We start from the raw sequence: 18,555 nt of genomic DNA on the forward strand, positions 1-18,555 counted from the left end.
CGGGAGTGACCGATGCCGAAGTACCGAGGCGCCCACCGGATCACCGTGACCGGCGTCCAGGCCGAGTGGCCGCAGCGCGCCGTGGTGACCGTCCGGGGCGGCGGCACCGTGGTGGTGCCCGGGGTCCTCGGCGCCAGCGAGCTGATCGACGCCGAGGACTGGGACCTCGCCGTCGAGCACGAGCACCAGGGCGCCTGGGGGCCCAGCATCCGGGCCGTGGTGGGGCGGTGGGAGGAGCGCGGCGGCACCCGCAGCCAGGTGATCCGCTGCACCGACCGCGACCGGGTCGGCAACCCCGGTGGCCGCAGCCTGGTGCTGCGAATCGACCAGGAGCGCCCGCGCCCGCCGGCGGCGCCCGAGCCGGCCGCCGCCACCTGGCGGGCCGCCACCGAATCGGCCGGCCGCCACCAGGAACCGGGCCGGGGCGTCGCCCGGATCAGCACCTCCGGTGCCGACCTCCCGCCGGTCCGGACCTCGACCGGCTCCGGCACGTCCACCACCTCGACCTCCGGCGGCTGGTAGACCAGCGGCTGGTGGACGACCGGCCCGACCCGCCCGGCGGTCAGGGCCGGTCGTACCAGGCGAACGCGGAGATCCGCCAGCCCTCCGGGGTGCGGACGAACTGGATGGTCTTGGTCCCGCCGCCCTCGAACGGCTCGCCGTCCAGGATCCCGGACTTGCGGTACTCGCCGAAGCGGCTCGCGATGTCGCCGGTAAGATCGGTCCGTTCGGAGGTCTCCCACTCCGAGAACTCGGTCAGCCGGCCGTCGGCCAGCAGCTTCTCGCGCGGTTCGACGAATTCGTCCACGGTGTAGACCGTGAACGCCGCCCCGGTGTTGACGATCACCCCGCCCGGGATGATCAACCGGCGGAGCCGGGCGACGTCGGCGGCCTTGCCGCCCCGGTTGTCGAAGGCGCCGAAGAACTCGGCGGTGAGCGCGTCGATTTCGAGCTTGGACATGGCGCGACAGTAACACCGGCCCCGCTCCGTCCACGAGGGCTTCGCCACCCCGGTCCCGCCTACGGCCGGGGTGGCTCGACCTCGGTGAACCAGCCGCCGACCAGGCGGGCGTCCGGATGCCCCGGGTCGAGCTCGCCGTGCTCGGCCAGGACGGCCGCGGCGAACACCTCGGCGTCGTCCTGCGGCCGGTAGCCCAGCGCCCGGGCGGAGCCCAGGTCCCACCAGGCTCGGGTGTTGGCACTGATCCCGTTCACCACCGTGTGCCCGACGCCGGGGGCGGTGAGCGCGGCGTGCACCAGCCGGGCGCAGTCGTCCGGGCTGAGCCAGGTGGAGAGCATCCGCACCGACCGGGGCTCGGCGAAGCAGGAGCCGATCCGGATCGACACCGTCTCCACCCCGTACTTGTCGGCGTAGAGCGAGGCCAGGCCCTCCCCGAAGACCTTGGACAGGCCGTAGTAGGTGTCCGGCCGGGGCACGATCGCGCTGCCGACGAGCTCCCCGGCGGCGGGCAGCGGCACGAAACCCACCGCGTGGTTGCTGCTGGCGAACACCACCCGGCCCACCCCCTCCTGCCGGACGGCCTCGTAGAGGTGGTGCAGGCCCCGGACGTTGGCGTCCAGCACGGCGTCGAAGGAGTCCTCGACGGAGATCCCGCCCAGGTGCACCACGGCGTCGACGCCCCGCACCGCGGCCCGGACGGCCTCGGGGTCGCGCAGGTCGCAGACCAGCGCGTCCGGGGCGCCCTCGACCGGTCGCAGGTCGGCCGGGCGCAGCCGGTACCCGTACCCGGGCAGCCGCTCGCGCAGGAAGGTGCCCACGCCGCCCGCGGCGCCGGTGAGCAGGATGGTGCGGGGCCCGGTCGTCGGCCGGGGCGTCGGCTGGGTCATCGGCTCGCTCCCGGGCCCGGGTCGGTGGTGCGGAACTCCTCGGCCAGCGCGGCCAGCAGCGGCTGCTGCCGGGCCGGCAGCAGCCCGAGGTGGTAGAGGCTGAGCCGGCTCGCACCCGCCGCGCGCAGCCGCCGGACGTGCCCGGGCAGCAGGGCGGGGTCGGCCGGCGGCAGCAGGGTCACATAGGCGTCGACCGGACGGCCGTGCGCGGCGGCCCGCCGGACCAGCTCGGCGCTGTCCGGGCCGGTGGGCCAGCAGGGCACCAGCAGCGCGTCCACCTCGGCCGGCGCGCCCGGGGTCAGTCCCGGGGACGGGCCGGTGGCCCAGGGGTCGGGGTGGGCGTGCAGGGTGATGTCGGCGCCGGGCAGGGCGGCCCGGGCGGCGGTGACCGCGGCCCGGCGCAGCCGGTCGGCGGCCTCCTGGCGCACCGTCAGGACGGCGGCGGCGAGCTCCTCGGGGAGCGGCCGGTCGGTGTCCACCGACCGGCGCAGCCGCCCGGTGACGTCGGCGGGGTCGAGGCCGGCGGCCCGCCAGCCCCGCCGGCAGCCCTCGCAGCAGCAGACCGAGAGCGCTCGCAGCGCCGCCGGCCCGTACGCCCCGTCGGTCTTCTCGTGGCAGCCCGGGTGCGCGGCGCCGAGCTGGCCGGCCGACTCCAGCGAGACCCCGCGGACCGCGCCGGTCGGCAGCGCGCGCAGCGCTTCGGCGGTCAGTGTCGCGCAGTGCTCGCGCACCTCGGGCCGGGCCGGGCAGAGTGCGTACGGGTACGGCTCGCCGAAGCAGTTGGTGACGGCGAGGTCGGGGTGCAGCCGGCCGAGCCGGCTGTTGTGGGCCAGCACCACCCAGGCGTTGACCGGGATGCCGGCCCCGGCCAGTGCGGCGGCGGCCGCGCCGGCCGGGTCGGGGCCCGCCATCCAGTCGGCGCCCAGCGGCGCCAGCCGGCGCCCCTGCCAGGCCCGTGGCCTGACCGGGCGGTAGAGCGCGGCGTGCCGGGCGTCGACGAAGCGGTGGCGCGGGTGCTGCGGGGTCGCGGCGCGGGTGGAGTGGTAGCTGACGGCGAGGGTCACGGCGTCCAGTCCGGCCGTCCGGACCCGGTCCGCCAGGGCGGGGTCGCCGAGCACGTCCCAGGGGTAGGCGTGGGCGGACACGGTCGAGGTCACCAGTGGGCCCGCCGCACGCGGAAGGCGGGGTCGAACTGCCGCAGGTAGCCGGTGTCGTCGCGCTCCCGGATGCCGCAGCGCAGGTAGTTCTCGTGCAGCCGGGCCAGCGCGTCGGGGTCGAGCCGCACCCCGAGGCCGGGGCCGTCGGGCACCCGGACCGCGCCGTCGGTGATCGGGAGCGGTTCCGCGAGCACGTCCTGGCCGTTCTGCCAGGGGGTGTGGGTGTCGGCGGCGTGGTCGAGCTCGGGCAGCGCCGCGCCGAGGTGGGTCATCGCGGCGAGGCTGATCCCGAGGTGGCTGTTGGAGTGCATGGAGACCCCGACGCCCCAGGTACGGCAGATCGCCGCGAGTTCGGCCGAGCGCCGCAGGCCGCCCCAGTAGTGGTGGTCGGCGAGCAGCACGCCGACCGCCCGGCGGCCGAAGCCCTCGGGGATGTCGTCCGGGCCGACCACGCACATGTTGGTGGCCAGCGGCATCGGCGCCTTCGCGGCGACCTCGGCCATGCCGGGGATGCCCGGGGTCGGGTCCTCCAGGTACTCCAGCAGGCCCTCGGTGGCGGCGGCGACCCGGAGCGAGGTCGCCACCGTCCAGGCGGCGTTCGGGTCGAGCCGCAGGGGGTGGTCGGGGAAGGCGGCGCGCAGCGCCCGGATCGCCTCGACCTCCCGGTCCGGCGGCAGCACCCCGCCCTTGAGCTTGATCGAGCGGAAGCCGTGGCGGTCGATCAGCAGCCGGGCCTGGGTGACGATGCCCTCGGTGTCGAGCGCCTCCGGGTACGGGTCCTCCGCCACCCGGCCCGGGTGGCCCGCCCACTTGTAGAACAGGTAGGCGGAGTAGGGCACCCGGTCGCGGACCGGGCCGCCGAGCAGGTCCACCACCGGCCGCCCGACCAGCTGCCCCTGCAGGTCGAGGCAGGCCACCTCGAACGGGCTGTGCACCCGCAGCGCGGTCTTGCGCGGGGTGGACCCACCGGTCAGCCCGTGCCGGTCGGGGGCGTCGGCGCCACCGAGCACGGCCTCGACCCGGCGCAGCAGGCCGTTGGTGTCGAAGGGGTCGAGCCCGGTCAGGGTCGGGGCCACGGCCTCCAGCAGCCGCAGGTGGGGGGCGTCCCCGTAGGTCTCGCCGAGGCCCACCAGGCCGTCCTCGCCGTGCAGTTGGACGATCGCCCGCAGGGCCCAGGGCTGGTGCACCCCGGCCGCGGTGAGCAGCGGCGGGTCGGCGAAGGCGACCGGGGTGATCACCACGGAGCGGATCCGCATCAGTCCTCCGACCGGGCCGACGGGGCCGACCGGGCCAGCGCGGCGCGCCCGCGCGCGATGATCCCGGACAGCTGCCGGACGTGCTCGGGGGAGGCGTCCACCAGCGGCGGCCGGACCGGGCCCAGGTCGAGGCCGGCGAGCCGGGCCCCGGCCTTGACCAGGGCGACGGCGTAGCCGGGCACCCGGTCGCGCAGCGCGACGAACGGCAGGTAGAACTCGGCCAGCAGCAGTTGGACGGCCCGCTGGTCGCCGGTTCGCACCGCGCGGTGGAAGGCGGTCGCGATGTCCGGGGCGAAGCAGAGTACGGCGGAGGAGTAGCCGGGCACGCCGATCGCCCGGTAGGCCTGCGCCGACAGTTCGGCGGTGGGCAGGCCGTTGAGGAAGCCGAATGCGGCCGCCCGCGGGTGCCCGCTGGTGCGGACGGCGGTGACCAGCCGCAGCATCGCGTCCACGTCGCCCCGGCCGTCCTTGATGCCGGTCACGGTCGGCAGGTTGAGCAGGGCCACCGCCGCGGCCTCGTCCAGCACGGCGTTGGCCCGCTGGTAGACGATGATCGGCAGTTCGGTGGCCCCGGCCACGTAGCGGACGTGGCCGACCAGCCCGGCGGGAGTGGAGGCGACCAGGTACGGCGGGAGCAGCAGCAACCCGTCCGCGCCGCACCCGGCGGCGGCGAGCGCGAACTCGCGGGCCAGCCGCGGGCCGCCGCCGCAGCCGGCCACCACCGGCAGCCGCCCGCCGGCGACCCGGACGGCGGTGGCCACCAGGTCGCGGTACTCCTCCCGGTCGAGGGCGGTGAACTCGCCGGTGCCGCAGGCGACGAAGAGGGCGGCCGGCCCGGCGGCGATCTGCCGCTCCAGGTGCTCGGCGTAGCGCGCCAGGTCCACCGTGTCGTCGGGGGTGAACGGGGTCAGCGGGAAGGACAGCAGCCCTTGCAGGTGCACGAGGTCCCCTCGAGGTCGCGACTGCGGGACGGACGGATACCGGGCGATGACATCCTGTCAGCCCCGCCCGGCCCCGGCGGCGAGGCCACGCGTACGAACCCCGACCGTCCGCCGGCGCCGCCGCCGGTACACCCGCGACGGCCCTCTCGGTCCGAGCCCCGCGCGCTACGAGGCGCGAGCCCCGCGCTACGAGGCGGCGGCCGTCAGCAGCCGGCCGAGGGCCTCGACGGTGCCCGGGCACTCGCGGCCGAGCGCGGCCACGTCCAGCCCTTCGTCGCCGACCACGACCAGCAGGGCGTGCTCACCGATCGCGGTCACCACCACGAAGCCGCCGCCGGCCCGGGTGACGTTCTCCCGCATGCTGCCGAGACCGGCCTCCGCCGTGGTGCGGCGGCCGAGCGCCAGGGTGGCGGCGGCCAGCGCGGACAGCGACTCCGGCTGGACGGACACGGTGTCGGCCGCGACGAGCAGGCCGTCGGCCGTCGAGACGACGGACTCGGTGACTCCCATGACCCGCTCGCGCAGCCTTCTCAGCTCGTCCACCAGTGCCTCGGACGAGATCCGCTGCTGCATGACTGTGCTCCTTGGATAGGCGTCGGTGACGCGGAGGGGCCCGCGCCGGAAGGCTGAGGGGGTGGCCGGGCGGTGCGGTCTCACCCGGCGTCCGGGTCGACGTGGCGGGCCGCTTCGGCGCGCCGGGAGTCGGCCAGCGCCTGCTGGATGCGCCGGAGCGCGTCCGCGGTGGCGTCGGCCTCCATCCGGTGCGGGCCGGCCTCGTCGGCCGGGGCGGTGCCGGGCCGCCGGTCGCCGGGGACCCGGCGCGGCAGTGCGGCGGCCGGGTCGGGCGCCGCGGAGGGCTGTGCGGGCACCGGCGCCCGGGGCCCGACGGCCGGGACGGTCGCCGCCTGTTCCGCCTCCGGCCGCAGCAGTCGCCGCTCCCGCATCCGGGCCAGGTCGAGCATCACCGGGAAGACGCCGCGGCCGACCGCGAAGGCGAGGTCCCGGGGCACCCGCCGGCCGTTCGCGTTGAGCAGCAGGTCGCGGTGGCGCGGGGCCAGCTGGCCGGATTCGACCTGCGCCGCGGGCCGGGGCCGGGCCTCGGCGATCTCGCCGAGCGGGCCCCAGAGTCGGGCGAGCAGCGTGCCCCGGCGCACCGTCTCCTCGGCCAGCTGCCGCGGCTCCACCCCGGGCCGGGCGCCGAGCTCGGGGGCCGCGGCGGCCGGCTCCACCTGCCAACTCTCGACCGGGCCGAGCGACATGGCGAAGGCACCGTCGAACACGGCCGCCGTGCAGACGACTTCCAGCTCCACGCCGCCGATCAGCCCGTGCCCGACCAGGGCCGAGCCGAGATCCGCCGCCTCGGTCGGTGCCGACTCCGCTGCCTCGGTCGTGGCCTCGGTCGCGGCCGGGCCGGGCGCGTCGTCGGTGCGGCCGGCCGCGGCCCGGGCAGCGGACCAGTCCTCCTCGGTGATCCGGCGGGACTTCAGCAGCACGGTCTCGACCGAGGGAGCGCCGGGCGTCTCCACCGCGACGACCAGCCCCCGGCGCAGGTGGACCACCCCGCCGGGGGTGCCGGAGACCAGGACGGCGCCGGTGAACCGCTCCTCCTGGAGCCGGACCAGCAGGGTGGGCACGTTGCGCGGTGCGGGCGGTGCGGCCGGGCTCATGCCAGCACGGCCTTGGCGAGGTCGTTCACCTGGCGGATCGCCAGGGCGAGGTTGGTGGACGCGCGGTCCAGCACCACCGCCAGGACCAGCGCGTCGCCCCGCCGCGGCACCAGCTGGACCACGTGGTGGGCGCGCGCGGTGGTGATCACCAGGCTCTCCAGCTCGCCGCCGGCGCCCGCCTCGTGCATCCGGCCGGAGACCAGGGTGGCCAGTTCGGCGATCTCGGCGCCGTCGCCGGCGGCCGTCCCGGAGCCGACCGCGCCGTAGGTCAGGCCGGTGACGGCGTCGGCCAGAGTGGCCCGGACCACCCCGGGGGAGTCCAGCACTTCGCGGAGCGCTGCTTCGACCGTGCTCACCTGCACCCCTTCACTTTGCGACTCCGGTCAGAGTACTTTAAACATCATCTTGTGCAACTACGACCGAAGATGACGGTTTGTCGTCGCTTTGGCCCGCCATAATGCATCGCCAGCCGAAGTCGTGAACGAGAAGGAACGCCGTGAACATTGAGAGCGCGCTGAAGGAAGCGATGGCCATCGACGGCGCCATCGGGGTGTCCCTGGTCGACTACGAGAGCGGGATGTCGCTCGGCTACCTCGGTGGCGGCAAGGACCTCGACCTGGAGGTCGCGGCGGCCGGCAACACCGAGGTGGTGCGCGCCAAGGTCCGTACCCTGGCCAGGCTTTCGCTCGACGAGGCGATCGAGGACATCCTGATCACGCTCAGCAGCCAGTACCACCTGCTGCGCCCGCTGGCCCGCAGCCGCGGCTCGCTGTTCCTCTACTTCGCGCTGGACCGCTCGCGCGCCAATCTGGCCCTGGCCCGTCACGAACTGAAGCGCATCGAGGGAATCCTGGAGGTGTAACGGACGGCAGGGTGGCGCCGGTTCAGCGAAGCGGCGAATTGTCGTCCGGAACACAACGGCGGCCGGTGGGCGATGCCCTTCCGGCCGTCCGGCATTTCCGCCGGGGATTACCCGCCGGTATTCCCCGCGGCCCCGGGGTTACTGCTGCCGGGGCTGCTTGAGCTTGCGCCAGACCGTCTCCAGCGCCTGGATGTCCGCGGCGTCGAGGAGATCGGTGAACACCGGCCGCAGCAGCTCCCGCCGGGTCTCGTCGGCCTCGGCGAAGGCGGCGCGGCCCTGCTCGGTGAGCGCGATCCGCACCGAGCGGGCGTCCGAGGGCGAGGGGGAGCGCTCCACCAGCCCGCGGGCGGCCAGTGCGTCCACCACGCGGGAGACCTGGCTGCGGCTGAGCATGGTGCGGGCGCCGAGGTCGGAGGCGGCCACCGGCTCCTGCTGGCCGGCCAGCCAGAGCATCACCTCGAACCAGGACATCGGCAGGTCGTGCACCCGGGTCAGCTCGCGGTCGACCCGGGCGGCGAGCGTGGTGCCGGCCCAGACCAGGCCGTAGAAGGCGTGGTCCTGCTCCGAGAGGGGCCCCAGGGTCAGGTCGGCGCGCGTCATGCCGGTCATCGTACCGGTTTGCGTGCACGTGCACACAGCATTAGTGTGTGTGTACACGCAATCGGATCCCCTGATCCCCTGATCGCAACCCCGGAAGAGGTATCGGCATGTCCACCACCCCGCGCAAGACCGTCCTGATCACCGGCTGCTCCTCCGGCATCGGCCTGGCCGCGGCGGTCGACGCCGCCCGGGCCGGCTGGCTGGTCGTCGCCACCATGCGCGACCTCGGGCGCTCGGCCGCCCTGGAGCAGGCCGCCGCCGAGGCCGGTGTCGCCGGGTCGGTCCTGCTCCGGCAGCTTGACGTCACCGACCCGGCCTCGGTGGCCGCCTGCCTGACGGGCGTGATCGCCGAGCACGGGCGGCTGGACGCCGTGGTCAACAACGCCGGCTCCGGTCACGTCGGCACCATCGAGCAGGAGACGGTGGCGGACGTCCGGGCCGTGATGGAGGTCAACTTCTTCGGCGTCGTCGAGGTGACCCGCGCGGCCATGCCGCACCTGCGGGCCTCCGGCGGCCGCCTGATCGCCGTGACCAGCGTCGGTGGCGTGGTCGGCCAGCCGTTCAACGAGGCCTACTGCGCGGCCAAGTTCGCCGTCGAGGGCTTCCTGGAGTCGCTCGCCCCGGTGGCCGCCACCGCCGGCGTGCAGGTGACCCTGGTCGAGCCGGGTGCGGTGGCCAGCGAGTTCATCGCCAACCAGGGCATCGACCTGGACGCCGAGCTGCGCGCCGCCGGCCCGTACGCCCCGGCGCTCGGCCGCTACGCCGAGCGGACGCTGGCCGCCTTCGCGACCGCCGCCCAGACCCCGGCCGAGGCCGCCGTGACGATCACCGAGGCGCTCGGCACCGACCGCCCCGTCCTGCGGATGCAGACCTCCGAGGCGGCCCGCGCCTTCGCCGGCCGCAAGCTGGCCGACCTGGACGGTTCGGCCGTCCTCGCCCTGACCGGCAGCTGGGTGGCCTGACCCGCCGCCCGCTGTTCACCGACCTGCCGGTTGCTGCTCACGCAGGTGAGTGGAAGGGCATCGTCCGGATCTCCTACGGTACCGCCAAGGCACCCGTGGCCCGGCCGAACCCGCCCGACCCAGAAGGGAGTTCGCGCCGTCTTCGGCACCGGTGCCGATCTTCCGGCACTCGCCCCCACCAGCGGCCGGCACCGTCGGCGACGCGACGGGCCGGACGCTCCTCGCCGAGCGGACCTTCATGAACGTCCTCGAGCACGCCTCCCCGACCGGCCACCGCCCCGCCGGCGCCGACCGGCCGCCCGCCCGTCCGCGGACCCGACCGCAGGCCCGCCCGGCCCGCCCGCCCCGGGTCCTGGTGATCACGGGCAGCGTCGGAGCGGGGCACAACGGCGCCGCCCGCGAGCTGGTGCACCGGCTCCGGGCCCTCGGCGTGGACACCGCCTACCGCGACTACCTCGACGCCCTGCCGCGCCGCCACCAGCGGCTGCTGCAGGACGGCTACGCCTTCAGCGCCGGCCGCGCGCCGGCCGTGTTCGAGTGGCTGTTCCGCAGCGAGGAGCGGGACTCGGTGGTGCGCGCCCTCACCATGCGGCTGTGCCGGCTGGCCTGCGAGGAGCTGGCCCGCTGGGCCGGCGAGGGCTACGACGCCGTGGTGACCACCTTCCCGTTCGCCGCCCAGAGCCTGGGGATGCTGCGGCAGCAGGGAGTGCTCACCGCCCCCGTGGTCAGCTACCTCACCGACCCGGCGCCGCACCGCCTGTGGGTGCACCCGCACGTCGACCTCCACCTCACCGCCACGGCGGCCACCGCCGAGGAGGGCGCCGAGCGCTACGGCGTACCGATGTCGCCGGCCGGTCCGCTGGCGCCCGCCGCCTTCGCGGCGCCCGTCGACCCGCTGCGCCGGCAGGCGCTGCGTGCCGAGCTGGGCGTACCGCCTGAGCACCGGATGGCCCTGCTCAGCACGGGCTCGCTGGGGCTCGGCGACGTGACGGCGGGTGTCCGTGCGCTCGCCGCGCTGGACGGCACCGTCCCGGTGGTGCTGTGCGGGCGCAACGAGCGGCTGCGCCGGCGGATCACCCGGCTGCCCGGGGTGGTGGCGCTGGGCTGGCGCGAGGACGTCCCCGCGCTGATGGCCGCCGCCGACGTCCTGGTCCACAACGCCGGCGGGCTGTCCCTGACCGAGGCCCTGGTCGCGGGGCTGCCCGCGGTGAGCTACCAGGTGATCTCCGGGCACGGGCGGGCGAACGCGGCCACCCTGGCCAGGGCCGGGATCGCGCCCTGGCCGCAGCATCCGGTGGAGCTGGCCGAGGCGCTGGAGCGGCAGGCCGCACGCGGCCGGGTCCACCTGCCGGAGCTGCCCGAGCACCGGCAGGCCGCGAGCGTGGTGGCCGCGCTGGCCCGGGCGCGTCAGGTGGCCTGAGCGGGCTCCGGCTGGACGTCCCGCTCGATCTCGCTCTCCCGGACCAGCCACAGCGCCAGCGCGGCGCCGGCGAAGGCGAGCAGCGCACCGAGCGTCAGCACGGTGTTGAGGCCCGACAGGAAGCCCTCGCGGGCCGCCCGGGCGACCGCCTCGCGGGACTCGGCCGGGACGGCGGCCAGCGCCTCGTCCAGGCTGCCCGAGGAGGCCGCCTCGATCAGCTCGCGCGGGCGCGCCCCGACCGCGGCCGGGGTGCCCGCGGCCAGCTCGCGGACCTGGTCGGCGCCGCGGCCGACGAAGATCGCACCCCAGACGGCGATGCCCACCGCGATGCCGACCTGGCGGAAGGTGTCGTTGATGCCGGCCGCCATGCCGCTGCGCTCCTTGGGCACCACGCTCACCGCCACGTCCGCGATCACCGGATTGACCAGGCCGACCCCCGCGCCCGCGAACAGGAAGCCGCTGAGCAGGGTGGTCCAGGTCGAGTCCGGCTGGATGCCGTTCATCAGCAGCAGCCCCAGCCCGACCGCGGCGAGGCCGACGCAGAGCATGAACCGGGCCTGCACCCGGGAGAGCAGCGCGCCGGCGATCGGGGCGACCAGGAAGCTGAGCACGGTGCTCGGCAGGTAGCGCACCCCGGCCTGGAAGGGGGACAGGCCGAGGTAGTTCTGCAGGTAGAGGGTCAGGTAGAGGAACAGGGCGAAGAGCGAGCCGGAGACCGCGAAGGCGGCCAGCTGCACGCCGGTGAAGGCGCCGCGCCGGAACAGTCCGAGCGGCAGCATCGGCTCGGCGACCCGCTGCTCGATCACCACGAACGCGCCGAGCAGCAGCGCCGCGGCCACGAACAGCGAGACGATCAGCGCACTGCCCCAGCCCTCCGCGTTGCCCCGTACCAGGGCCAGTACCAGCAGGAAGAGCGCGGTGCTGAAGGTCGCGACGCCCGGCCAGTCGACCCCCGTGGCGTTCGGGTCCCGGCTCTCGCGCAGCTTCAGGAACGTGACCACCAGCGCCGCCGCGCCGATCGGCAGGTTCAGGTAGAAGATCGACTCCCAGCCCAGCGAGTCGGTCAGCGCCCCGCCGACCAGCGGGCCGATCGCCACCGCGACCCCGATGGTGGCGCCGTAGATGCCCATCGCCGTGCCGCGCTCCCGCCCGGCGAGGAACTCCTGGGCGACCAGCGCCAACGACACCGCGAACATCACCGCGCCGCCCACCCCCTGGAGCGCGCGCGAGAGGTTGAGGAAGGTCGGGTTCGGCGCCAGCGCGCACAGCAGCGAGGCGAGCGAGAAGATCACCAGCCCGGCCGCGAAGGTCCGCCGGCGGCCCACCCGGTCGGCGATCGACCCGGCCGTCAGCACCAGCGCGGCGAGCGTCAGCGCGTACGCGTCGAACACCCACTGCAGGTCGGTGAAGCTGGCGCCGAGGTCCTTGCGGATCGACGGCAGCGCCACGTTCACCACCGTGATGTCCAGCAGGAGCATGAAGGTCGCCACCGAGACGGCGAGCAGGGTCCACCACTTGCGTTCCACGGGAGCCGTTCCCCTCGTCGCACCGGCCGGCCCGGTCCGTCACCGCCCGACGCTACGGGTCGAGGGGCCGCGACCGGCGCACGGACACGGCGGCGGCGGCGGGCGGCGCCTGCATGGAGGACAAATCGGGTGAACAGGAACACACTGGAAGTGAGGGCCCGGCCCAATCCGTGAGGTGGTGGCCCCATGTCCCGGACGATCTCCCCAGACTGCTCCAGCGCGTTACTCCGTTCGCGGGTCGACGCCCTGATCCAGCAGATCGACGCGGCGCAGGAGAGCACCCTGGCCATCGGGGCGGCCCTGCGCGAGCGGGTGGAGATCCGCCTGGCGACCGAGTTCAACCTCCACCGCATCGAGGTCCAGAAACTCTCCGAGGCGGTCGACGCCACCGCGGCGACCCAGCTCTGGCCCCGCCTGCACCGGCTCCAGGCCGAGCTCGACGAGGTCTTCGAGGAGGCGCTCGCCCTGGTCGAGGGGGCGGCAGTGCGTGATGCGGGACTGGACGACGGGTACTGCCGGCTCGCGGACGCGCTGCTGGACGAGATCACCCGGCAGGCCCCGGTGCGGTGGGAGTCGTTCACGGTGCTCGGCACCGCCGAGTCCTACACCCGCTTCTCGCGGGTGATCCGGGTGCGCTTCCCGAGCAAGTCGTTCTGGGAGCTGCCGGTGGTCGCGCACGAGCACGGACACTTCGTCGGACCGGCACTGACCATCGTTCAGGGCGGGCGGACCGTGCACCCGCTGGAGGATCTCGCGGCGCGGGCACAGGAGGGTGACAGCCGGCACTGGGCGTGGTTCCACGAGATCTTCGCCGATGTCTACGCGTGCTACGTACTCGGCCCGGCCTACGGCCTGACCTGCGTGTTCGAACGCTTCGACCCGGTCGCCGCCCAGCTCGACCGGCCGACGCACCCGGCCGCCAACACCCGCGTGGCGGTGATCGACGCGACGCTCAAGGCCCTCGACGAGCACGGGGACTACGACCTGGCACTGGCCGCCATGCGGCAGGCCTGGCAGGACGGCACCACCGCGGCGGGCACGGCGGCCGATCGCGGGCCCGAGGAGCCGTTCGCCAGCTGGCGCGAGCAGTCGCTGGACCTGCTGCGGGCTCATCTGCCGACGGCCCGCTACGACGGTGAGCACCTGGTCGGCACCGGAGGCCTGAGAAAGCGGCTCCGGGACGGCACGGCGGGGGCCGACGACGCCCGGCCGATCCCGGATCTGGTCAACCTGGCGTGGCTGGCACGGATCGGCGCGGCCGACGAGCCCGCCCGCGGGAGGATCGCGATCGGCGCGCGGAGCCTGGCCGAGCAGCGGGTTCCGGAGGTGCTGTGATGCCCTGGTCGATGCTCCAAGGGCGGGTGGAGGCGCTGCGGCTGAATCTGGAACGGGCCCGGGACCTCTCGGTCCGCGAACTCGCCCTCGACCACGTGCCGCTGGAGGAGGGCGTGTGGGACGCGGCCTTCGACGCCATCCGCAGCGATTCGGTGTCCAGGCTGTGGGAGCTGGAACAGCTGTCGACCGGGATCGACCGGAGTCCCCACCCGCTCCACCAACGGGTCGCTTGGCAGAAACTTGCAGCGATCCAGGAGCAGAGCGAGGACATCTTCCGTGAGTGCCTGGAGCTCATGGGCGGCCTGACCTTCCGCGAGCGGGACCTGGACAACCAGATCTGCACCTTTGCGGACGAGCTGATTAACGAGTGCGCCAGGAGTGTAGGCAGGATGCTGACCACCATCGCGATTCCCGCCCACAATGGGGGCCGGCACGCGGGGGCTCGGCACATTGCCCACGTCCAGTTCCCGGAATGGGACGTGTGGACGCTCCCGCTCGTCACCTTCGAGTACGGGCAGGTCGCGATCACCGACCGCCCGGAGATCGACGCATTTGCTCGGAAGTCCGCGATCGACGTGCACCATGGCCTCGGGGCTGACCAGGATGTTATCGAGGAGCGAATCCGGGCGTTGCTCTCCGACGCCTTCGCCACCTACACACTTGGGCCTGCGTATGCCTGCGCGCTCATGCTCCTACGGCTCGATTTCGTTGCTCCCGATCCGGACTGTCGGGAGTTCGTCGCGCAGCGGGTGGCGATGGTTCGTGGAATCCTCGCTCGGATCGCCGACGGGGACGTTGCCGACCTCCACGACAAGCTGGGCAAGCACTGGGACCAGGCGTTGCACCTGGTGCTAGGGACGGACCCGGGTGCGGCCGACCCGCTTGAGCGACTCGCGCTCGATCCGGCGACGGTCTTTGACACCTTCAACTGGTTTTTCCTTCCGCAGGCTGCATACGCGGTCGACGACTGGGACACGGCTGTGCAGTGGGGTAGCCGCTGGTGCAAGGAGCTGAGAGACCCGAAGCTTTCACCAGCGGTGCCGGCGGTGGCGCCGATAAACCGCCTGCGCGATGCGCTGAACGCCTCCTGGTATGCGCGCATCCACGAGCCGGCCTGGGTGACGGAGGGGGCCGACGTCACCCGTGAGCTCTGTCAGCAGATCATCGACATCCGGGGTCGGACCAGGCGGCCGCCAGGTGTGGAACTGCCGGGCGCCATCCGTCCGGACCCCTGAGGATGGTGAGTTGCTGATGACGATCCGGACCGAACCCTGGCGAACGACGGCGGGTGGCGAGCGTCCGCTGGCCGTGCCCCGCCACTGGGACCTCATCGGCGCACCTACCGGCCGTCTGCTGATGGACCTGGCCTCGGCCCGTGAGGCGCTCGCCGCGGGGCGGAACTCCGAGAGCGCCCAGATCTCGACCAGGCTGCTCGCCCTGCTCCCCGGCCGCAGGGCCGCCGCCGTCGCGGCGGCGGACGCCGACGGCACGCAGCAGGTGGACGTGATCCACGCCTGTGTCCTCACCGTGCTCGGCCGCGCGATCGAGGCCGCCGAGCCCGATCAGGCGCAGGTCCGGTTCGCGGCCGCCGTGGCGATCTTCGACCGCCTGGTCGCCGGGGGAGCGGAGCTCAAGCCGGCCGAACTCGTCGACCACGGCACGGCGCTCGCCCGGCTCGACCGGCTGGACGAGGCGTTCGAGGCCGTCGTCACGGCCCTCGAAGCGCTCGCCGCCGTACCGGTCGACACGATCATCCGGATCGTCCTGACGTTGCGTGAGCGGCACGACCTGGCGCGCGCCGAGCGGCTCCTGCAACTGGCCATCGACGTGGAGGAGGACGACCCGCGGCTCGCCCAACGGCTCGCCGAGACCAGGCTCCTGGACGACCGCCCCGAGCAGGCCGCCGCGGCCTACGTGCGGGCAGGAACGCATTTCGGGGCCGGCGGACAGCCCGGTGAGGCGCTGCACTGCTTCGAGCAGGCCATCGGCCTGAGCCACGATCCGGTGGACGCCATGATGGGGAGGAGCTTCGCGCTCGCCGACCTCGCCGGTCCGCAGGTGGCGTTGGAGGCCATCGAGAGCGTGCGGGACAGCCACCCCGAGCTGGAGGTCGCGCGGGCCTTCCAGGCCCAGCTGCTCGCCGATCTGGGCCGGGTCGAGGAGGCGTTGGCGCTGCTGGACAGCGGGCTCACCATGTCCCCGGTCGATCCGGTGCTGATGGCGGCCCGGGTCCGGGTGCTGGTCACGACCGGGCGGCGGGCGGAGGCTCTCGACACGGTGGACGAGGCACTCGTCGCCTGGCCCGGTGATGTCGAGCTGCGCAGGCTGAGGGCGAGGATCCTGCGGCAGTCGGGGAGGTCGGCCGAGGCGCTCGGGGTCCTGCAGGAACTCCTGGCCGAGGAGGTGGCCGACCTGGACGACCGGGTGGAGATGATCCTGACGATGGTCGACCTCGGCCGACCTGTGACGGCCCTGGCCGAGACCGACCACGCACTGCTGTTCACCCCGGACAGCGCCGACCTGCTCGCCTGCCGATCGATGATCCTGCTGCGGCTCGACCGCTTCCGGGACGCGCTCGACGCGGCGACGCGGGCGGTCGGGCTGGACCACGACCACGTGATGGCGCTCTCCGCGCAGGCGCAGGCGCTGCTGCGGCTCGACCGGCACGACGAGGCGCGCAAGCCGCTCGGCGAGCTGCTGCGCCTCGTGCCGGACTCCCCGGAGATCCGGCACACGCTGGGCGGGCTGCTCCTCGACGGGGCACGGTACGACGACGCCGAGCAGTTGGCGGTCGAAGGACTGCGGATCCACCCGGGCGAGCCGTCGCTGCTGCTCCTGCAGGGCAAGGTCCGCGTCCTGGTCGGACGGTTCCAGGACGCCGTGGTCGTGCTGGAGCGCGCGGAGCGAGGACTGGCGAAGGCCGGTGGGCCCGCGGCAGCGGTGACCGACGTCCAGGCCCACCTCGGCGAGGCGCTCCGGCGGCTCGGACGCGACCGGGAGGCGCTGGTCCACCTGGACCGGGCGCTGGAGGCCGGCCCCGACAACGCCTTCGCCCTGGGCACCAAGGGCCAGGTCCTGCGGGCATCGGACAAGGTCGAGGCCGAGCGCCACCTGCGCCGGGCCCTGGAGCTGGACAGCACGCTCAACTGGGCCCACACCGAACTCGGCGAACTGCTCCGCGCCGAAGGGCGCCTGGCCGAAGCGCTGGAGTCCTACACCGCCGCGACCGACCTGGCGCCGCAGGACGCATGGGCCTGGGGTTGCCGGGGCGCCACCGAGTACACCCTGACGCGGGACGACGAGGCCGCGGCATCGCTGGCACGCGCCATCGACCTCAACGACACCTACGCCTGGGCCTGGGCGGTCAAGGGCGCGCTGCTGATGGACCAGGACGAATTGGCGGACTGCCTGCTGGCGCTGGGCCGGGCGGTGCAGCTCGACCCCACGATCGGTTGGGCCTGGACGATCCGCGGCTGGGCCGAGGAACTGCTCGGCATGCGGGAGGATGCCCGCAGGAGCTTCCGGTCCGCCCTGGCCGCCGGTGGTGGCGGAGCCTGGGCGGAGATCGGCATGGCCGACCTGTTGCTCCAGGACGGCATGCCGGCCCAGGCGGAGCAGAGATTTCGGACGATCCTCAAGGCCATGTCGCCCAGGGACGCGCTGGAGCTGGCCCAGGCCGGCTGGTGCCACCTGCGGCTGGACGAGTGCAGGCAGGCCGCCAGGAACTTCGGCGAGGCGCTGCTGCTCGACGACAGCATGCACTCGGTCCGCTTCGACCTGGCGCTCGCGCTGCTCGGCACCGGCCCGGTCGAGCGGGCCGTCGAGGCCTACGAGGAGGCGGTGACGAGGCTGCGCGAGGTCCCCTCGCCGGGGCGCCGCCGCGCCGTCCTGCGGATTGCCGCGCACGACCTGCCGACCGTGCTCACCCAACCCGCCTACCGGGAGACGGACCAGCGCTCCCTGACGGTCCTGCAACGCTTGCTGCAGCCCGACGGATCGGCCGAGCCGAACGGAGCGGGACGGTGAACGCGACACTCACGCCCACGAGTTACGTCTGCGCGGCACACGGCAACGACCTGACGGCCGAGGTGGGGGACCAGGTGGCGAGTGACCCCACCAGGGTGGCCAACTTCGGGTTCTCGTTCCGGCGGCGAAGCAGGAACGCGGACCAACCCTTCACCGTCGTGGTGCGGTGTCCCGGATCGGGCGGGGACGCCCACGAGGTCGAGTTCGAAGGGACGTTCAGGCCATGACCGCCGCCGACCGGCAGGGGAGGGCACCGTCACCCGAGACGGTGCGCTGGCAGCAGGCGGCCGCCGCGCTCGGGCCCGAACAGACGCTGCTGCGGATCGCGGCCAACGCGAAGTACCTGGTGGCGACGGTCACGCTGGTGGGCACCGCGCTCACCGCGCTGGGCCTGGTGTCCGTCGACCGGCTGGCGGACCGACCGCTCCCACGGACGCTCGCCGGTATCGCCGTGCTGCTGACGCTGCTGGCGGTGCTGCTCGCACTCGGGTCGCTCGTGCTGCGCAGCCGCGATGTCCGGTTGGGCAACCTGGAGGATGTGAAGGCCTGGTACCAGGACGAGTTCAAGCGCGCCGGGCGGGTGACCGCCGCCGGCTGGCTGCTGCTCGGCGGGATCCTGTTCGCGGGCGCGGCCGGAATCGTCGCGGCGGTGGCGGCAGCTCCCTCCTACCAGGTCGGCCTGCAGAGCGCCGCCCGGGCGACCGGCACCGCGCTCTCGGTGAAGGCCACCGCGGACGACGTCGCCGACGGCTCGGTGATCACCGTCAAGGTCACCGGCACGGACCGGACGGGTGCCGAGACGCTGCTCATCACCGGTAGCGGGACGGCCGACCACGGCGGCGACGCCTCGATCGAGGCCTCGGCCGTGGTCAGCACCCACTTCGACTCCTATGCGGTCGTGCTGACCGCCGACGACCACCAGCGGGCGGCCCTGACCGTGCCCGGGACGTGAGGA

General features: G+C 74.2%; 18 protein-coding genes. 8 read left to right on the forward strand and 10 right to left on the reverse strand.

Going from position 1 to position 18,555, the window contains the following annotated elements; all coding sequences use genetic code 11:
- Positions 1 to 12: 12 nt before the first annotated feature.
- Positions 13 to 522, forward strand: coding sequence for a hypothetical protein (locus AB0K43_RS26680; protein WP_363644047.1), 510 nt, complete (start codon positions 13 to 15; stop codon positions 520 to 522).
- A 40-nt stretch (positions 523 to 562) separates the two neighbouring features.
- Here the strand turns inward: AB0K43_RS26680 and AB0K43_RS26685 are convergent, their stop codons facing one another.
- From AB0K43_RS26685 to AB0K43_RS26720, 8 genes are all read right to left on the reverse strand, one after another.
- A complete protein-coding gene (locus AB0K43_RS26685) occupies positions 563 to 961 on the reverse strand; it encodes a DUF4440 domain-containing protein (protein ID WP_363644049.1) in 399 nt (132 codons plus the stop codon).
- A gap of 59 nt (positions 962 to 1,020) precedes the next feature.
- A complete protein-coding gene (locus AB0K43_RS26690; RefSeq protein WP_363644051.1) occupies positions 1,021 to 1,848 on the reverse strand; it encodes an NAD(P)-dependent oxidoreductase in 828 nt (275 codons plus the stop codon).
- A complete protein-coding gene (locus AB0K43_RS26695; protein WP_363644053.1) occupies positions 1,845 to 3,005 on the reverse strand; it encodes a hypothetical protein in 1,161 nt (386 codons plus the stop codon). Before AB0K43_RS26695 ends, AB0K43_RS26690 begins: the two co-directional genes overlap by 4 nt.
- Positions 3,002 to 4,261, reverse strand: coding sequence for a glucarate dehydratase family protein (locus AB0K43_RS26700; protein ID WP_363644055.1), 1,260 nt, complete (start codon positions 4,259 to 4,261; stop codon positions 3,002 to 3,004). The genes AB0K43_RS26695 and AB0K43_RS26700 overlap by 4 nt, the downstream gene beginning before the upstream one ends.
- Positions 4,261 to 5,202 carry a 5-dehydro-4-deoxyglucarate dehydratase gene (locus AB0K43_RS26705; protein ID WP_363644057.1) on the reverse strand — a complete coding sequence of 314 codons (942 nt, stop codon included), beginning with the start codon at positions 5,200 to 5,202 and terminating at the stop codon, positions 4,261 to 4,263. The genes AB0K43_RS26700 and AB0K43_RS26705 overlap by 1 nt, the downstream gene beginning before the upstream one ends.
- A gap of 186 nt (positions 5,203 to 5,388) precedes the next feature.
- The gene (locus AB0K43_RS26710) at positions 5,389 to 5,775 is read right to left on the reverse strand and encodes a roadblock/LC7 domain-containing protein (RefSeq protein WP_363644059.1); all 387 of its coding nucleotides are present in this window, start codon (positions 5,773 to 5,775) and stop codon (positions 5,389 to 5,391) included.
- 80 nt (positions 5,776 to 5,855) lie between these two features.
- The gene (locus AB0K43_RS26715; RefSeq protein WP_363644061.1) at positions 5,856 to 6,869 is read right to left on the reverse strand and encodes a hypothetical protein; all 1,014 of its coding nucleotides are present in this window, start codon (positions 6,867 to 6,869) and stop codon (positions 5,856 to 5,858) included.
- On the reverse strand, positions 6,866 to 7,225 hold the full coding sequence (locus AB0K43_RS26720) for a hypothetical protein (protein ID WP_363644063.1): 360 nt from the start codon (positions 7,223 to 7,225) through the stop codon (positions 6,866 to 6,868). Before AB0K43_RS26720 ends, AB0K43_RS26715 begins: the two co-directional genes overlap by 4 nt.
- 140 nt (positions 7,226 to 7,365) lie before the next feature.
- Here AB0K43_RS26720 and AB0K43_RS26725 point away from each other — a divergent pair, with 140 nt between their 5' ends.
- The gene (locus AB0K43_RS26725) at positions 7,366 to 7,731 is read left to right on the forward strand and encodes a hypothetical protein (protein ID WP_363644065.1); all 366 of its coding nucleotides are present in this window, start codon (positions 7,366 to 7,368) and stop codon (positions 7,729 to 7,731) included.
- 138 nt (positions 7,732 to 7,869) lie between these two features.
- On the opposite strand, the gene AB0K43_RS26730 is transcribed toward AB0K43_RS26725, so the two are convergent.
- Entirely contained in the window at positions 7,870 to 8,331 is a 462-nt protein-coding gene (locus AB0K43_RS26730; RefSeq protein ID WP_363644067.1) for a MarR family transcriptional regulator, read from the reverse strand.
- A gap of 107 nt (positions 8,332 to 8,438) precedes the next feature.
- Between AB0K43_RS26730 and AB0K43_RS26735 the strand changes: the two genes are divergently transcribed.
- Together AB0K43_RS26735 and AB0K43_RS26740 are read left to right on the forward strand one after the other, a co-directional pair.
- Positions 8,439 to 9,293: an SDR family NAD(P)-dependent oxidoreductase gene (locus tag AB0K43_RS26735; protein WP_363644069.1), complete on the forward strand. Its 855-nt coding sequence runs from the start codon at positions 8,439 to 8,441 to the stop codon at positions 9,291 to 9,293.
- A gap of 151 nt (positions 9,294 to 9,444) precedes the next feature.
- Positions 9,445 to 10,713, forward strand: coding sequence for a glycosyltransferase (locus tag AB0K43_RS26740; RefSeq protein ID WP_363644071.1), 1,269 nt, complete (start codon positions 9,445 to 9,447; stop codon positions 10,711 to 10,713).
- Here AB0K43_RS26740 and AB0K43_RS26745 read toward each other — a convergent pair.
- The gene (locus tag AB0K43_RS26745) at positions 10,701 to 12,239 is read right to left on the reverse strand and encodes an MFS transporter (protein ID WP_363644073.1); all 1,539 of its coding nucleotides are present in this window, start codon (positions 12,237 to 12,239) and stop codon (positions 10,701 to 10,703) included. The two genes, AB0K43_RS26740 and AB0K43_RS26745, sit on opposite strands and share 13 nt — an antisense overlap.
- A gap of 186 nt (positions 12,240 to 12,425) precedes the next feature.
- On the opposite strand from AB0K43_RS26745, the gene AB0K43_RS26750 reads away from it, so the two are divergent.
- From AB0K43_RS26750 to AB0K43_RS26765, 4 genes are all read left to right on the forward strand, one after another.
- Positions 12,426 to 13,574: a hypothetical protein gene (locus AB0K43_RS26750; protein WP_363644075.1), complete on the forward strand. Its 1,149-nt coding sequence runs from the start codon at positions 12,426 to 12,428 to the stop codon at positions 13,572 to 13,574.
- Positions 13,574 to 14,809 (forward strand): hypothetical protein, encoded by a 1,236-nt coding sequence (locus AB0K43_RS26755; protein WP_363644077.1) that lies wholly within the window; start codon positions 13,574 to 13,576, stop codon positions 14,807 to 14,809. Before AB0K43_RS26750 ends, AB0K43_RS26755 begins: the two co-directional genes overlap by 1 nt.
- Positions 14,810 to 14,825: 16 nt before the next feature.
- Positions 14,826 to 17,600, forward strand: coding sequence for a tetratricopeptide repeat protein (locus AB0K43_RS26760; protein WP_363644079.1), 2,775 nt, complete (start codon positions 14,826 to 14,828; stop codon positions 17,598 to 17,600).
- Between the two features lie 223 nt (positions 17,601 to 17,823).
- On the forward strand, positions 17,824 to 18,552 hold the full coding sequence (locus AB0K43_RS26765; protein WP_363644081.1) for a hypothetical protein: 729 nt from the start codon (positions 17,824 to 17,826) through the stop codon (positions 18,550 to 18,552).
- Positions 18,553 to 18,555: the final 3 nt, after the last annotated feature.

The sequence above is a fragment of the Kitasatospora sp. NPDC049258 genome, from assembly GCF_040678895.1.
GTDB lineage: Bacteria > Actinomycetota > Actinomycetes > Streptomycetales > Streptomycetaceae > Kitasatospora.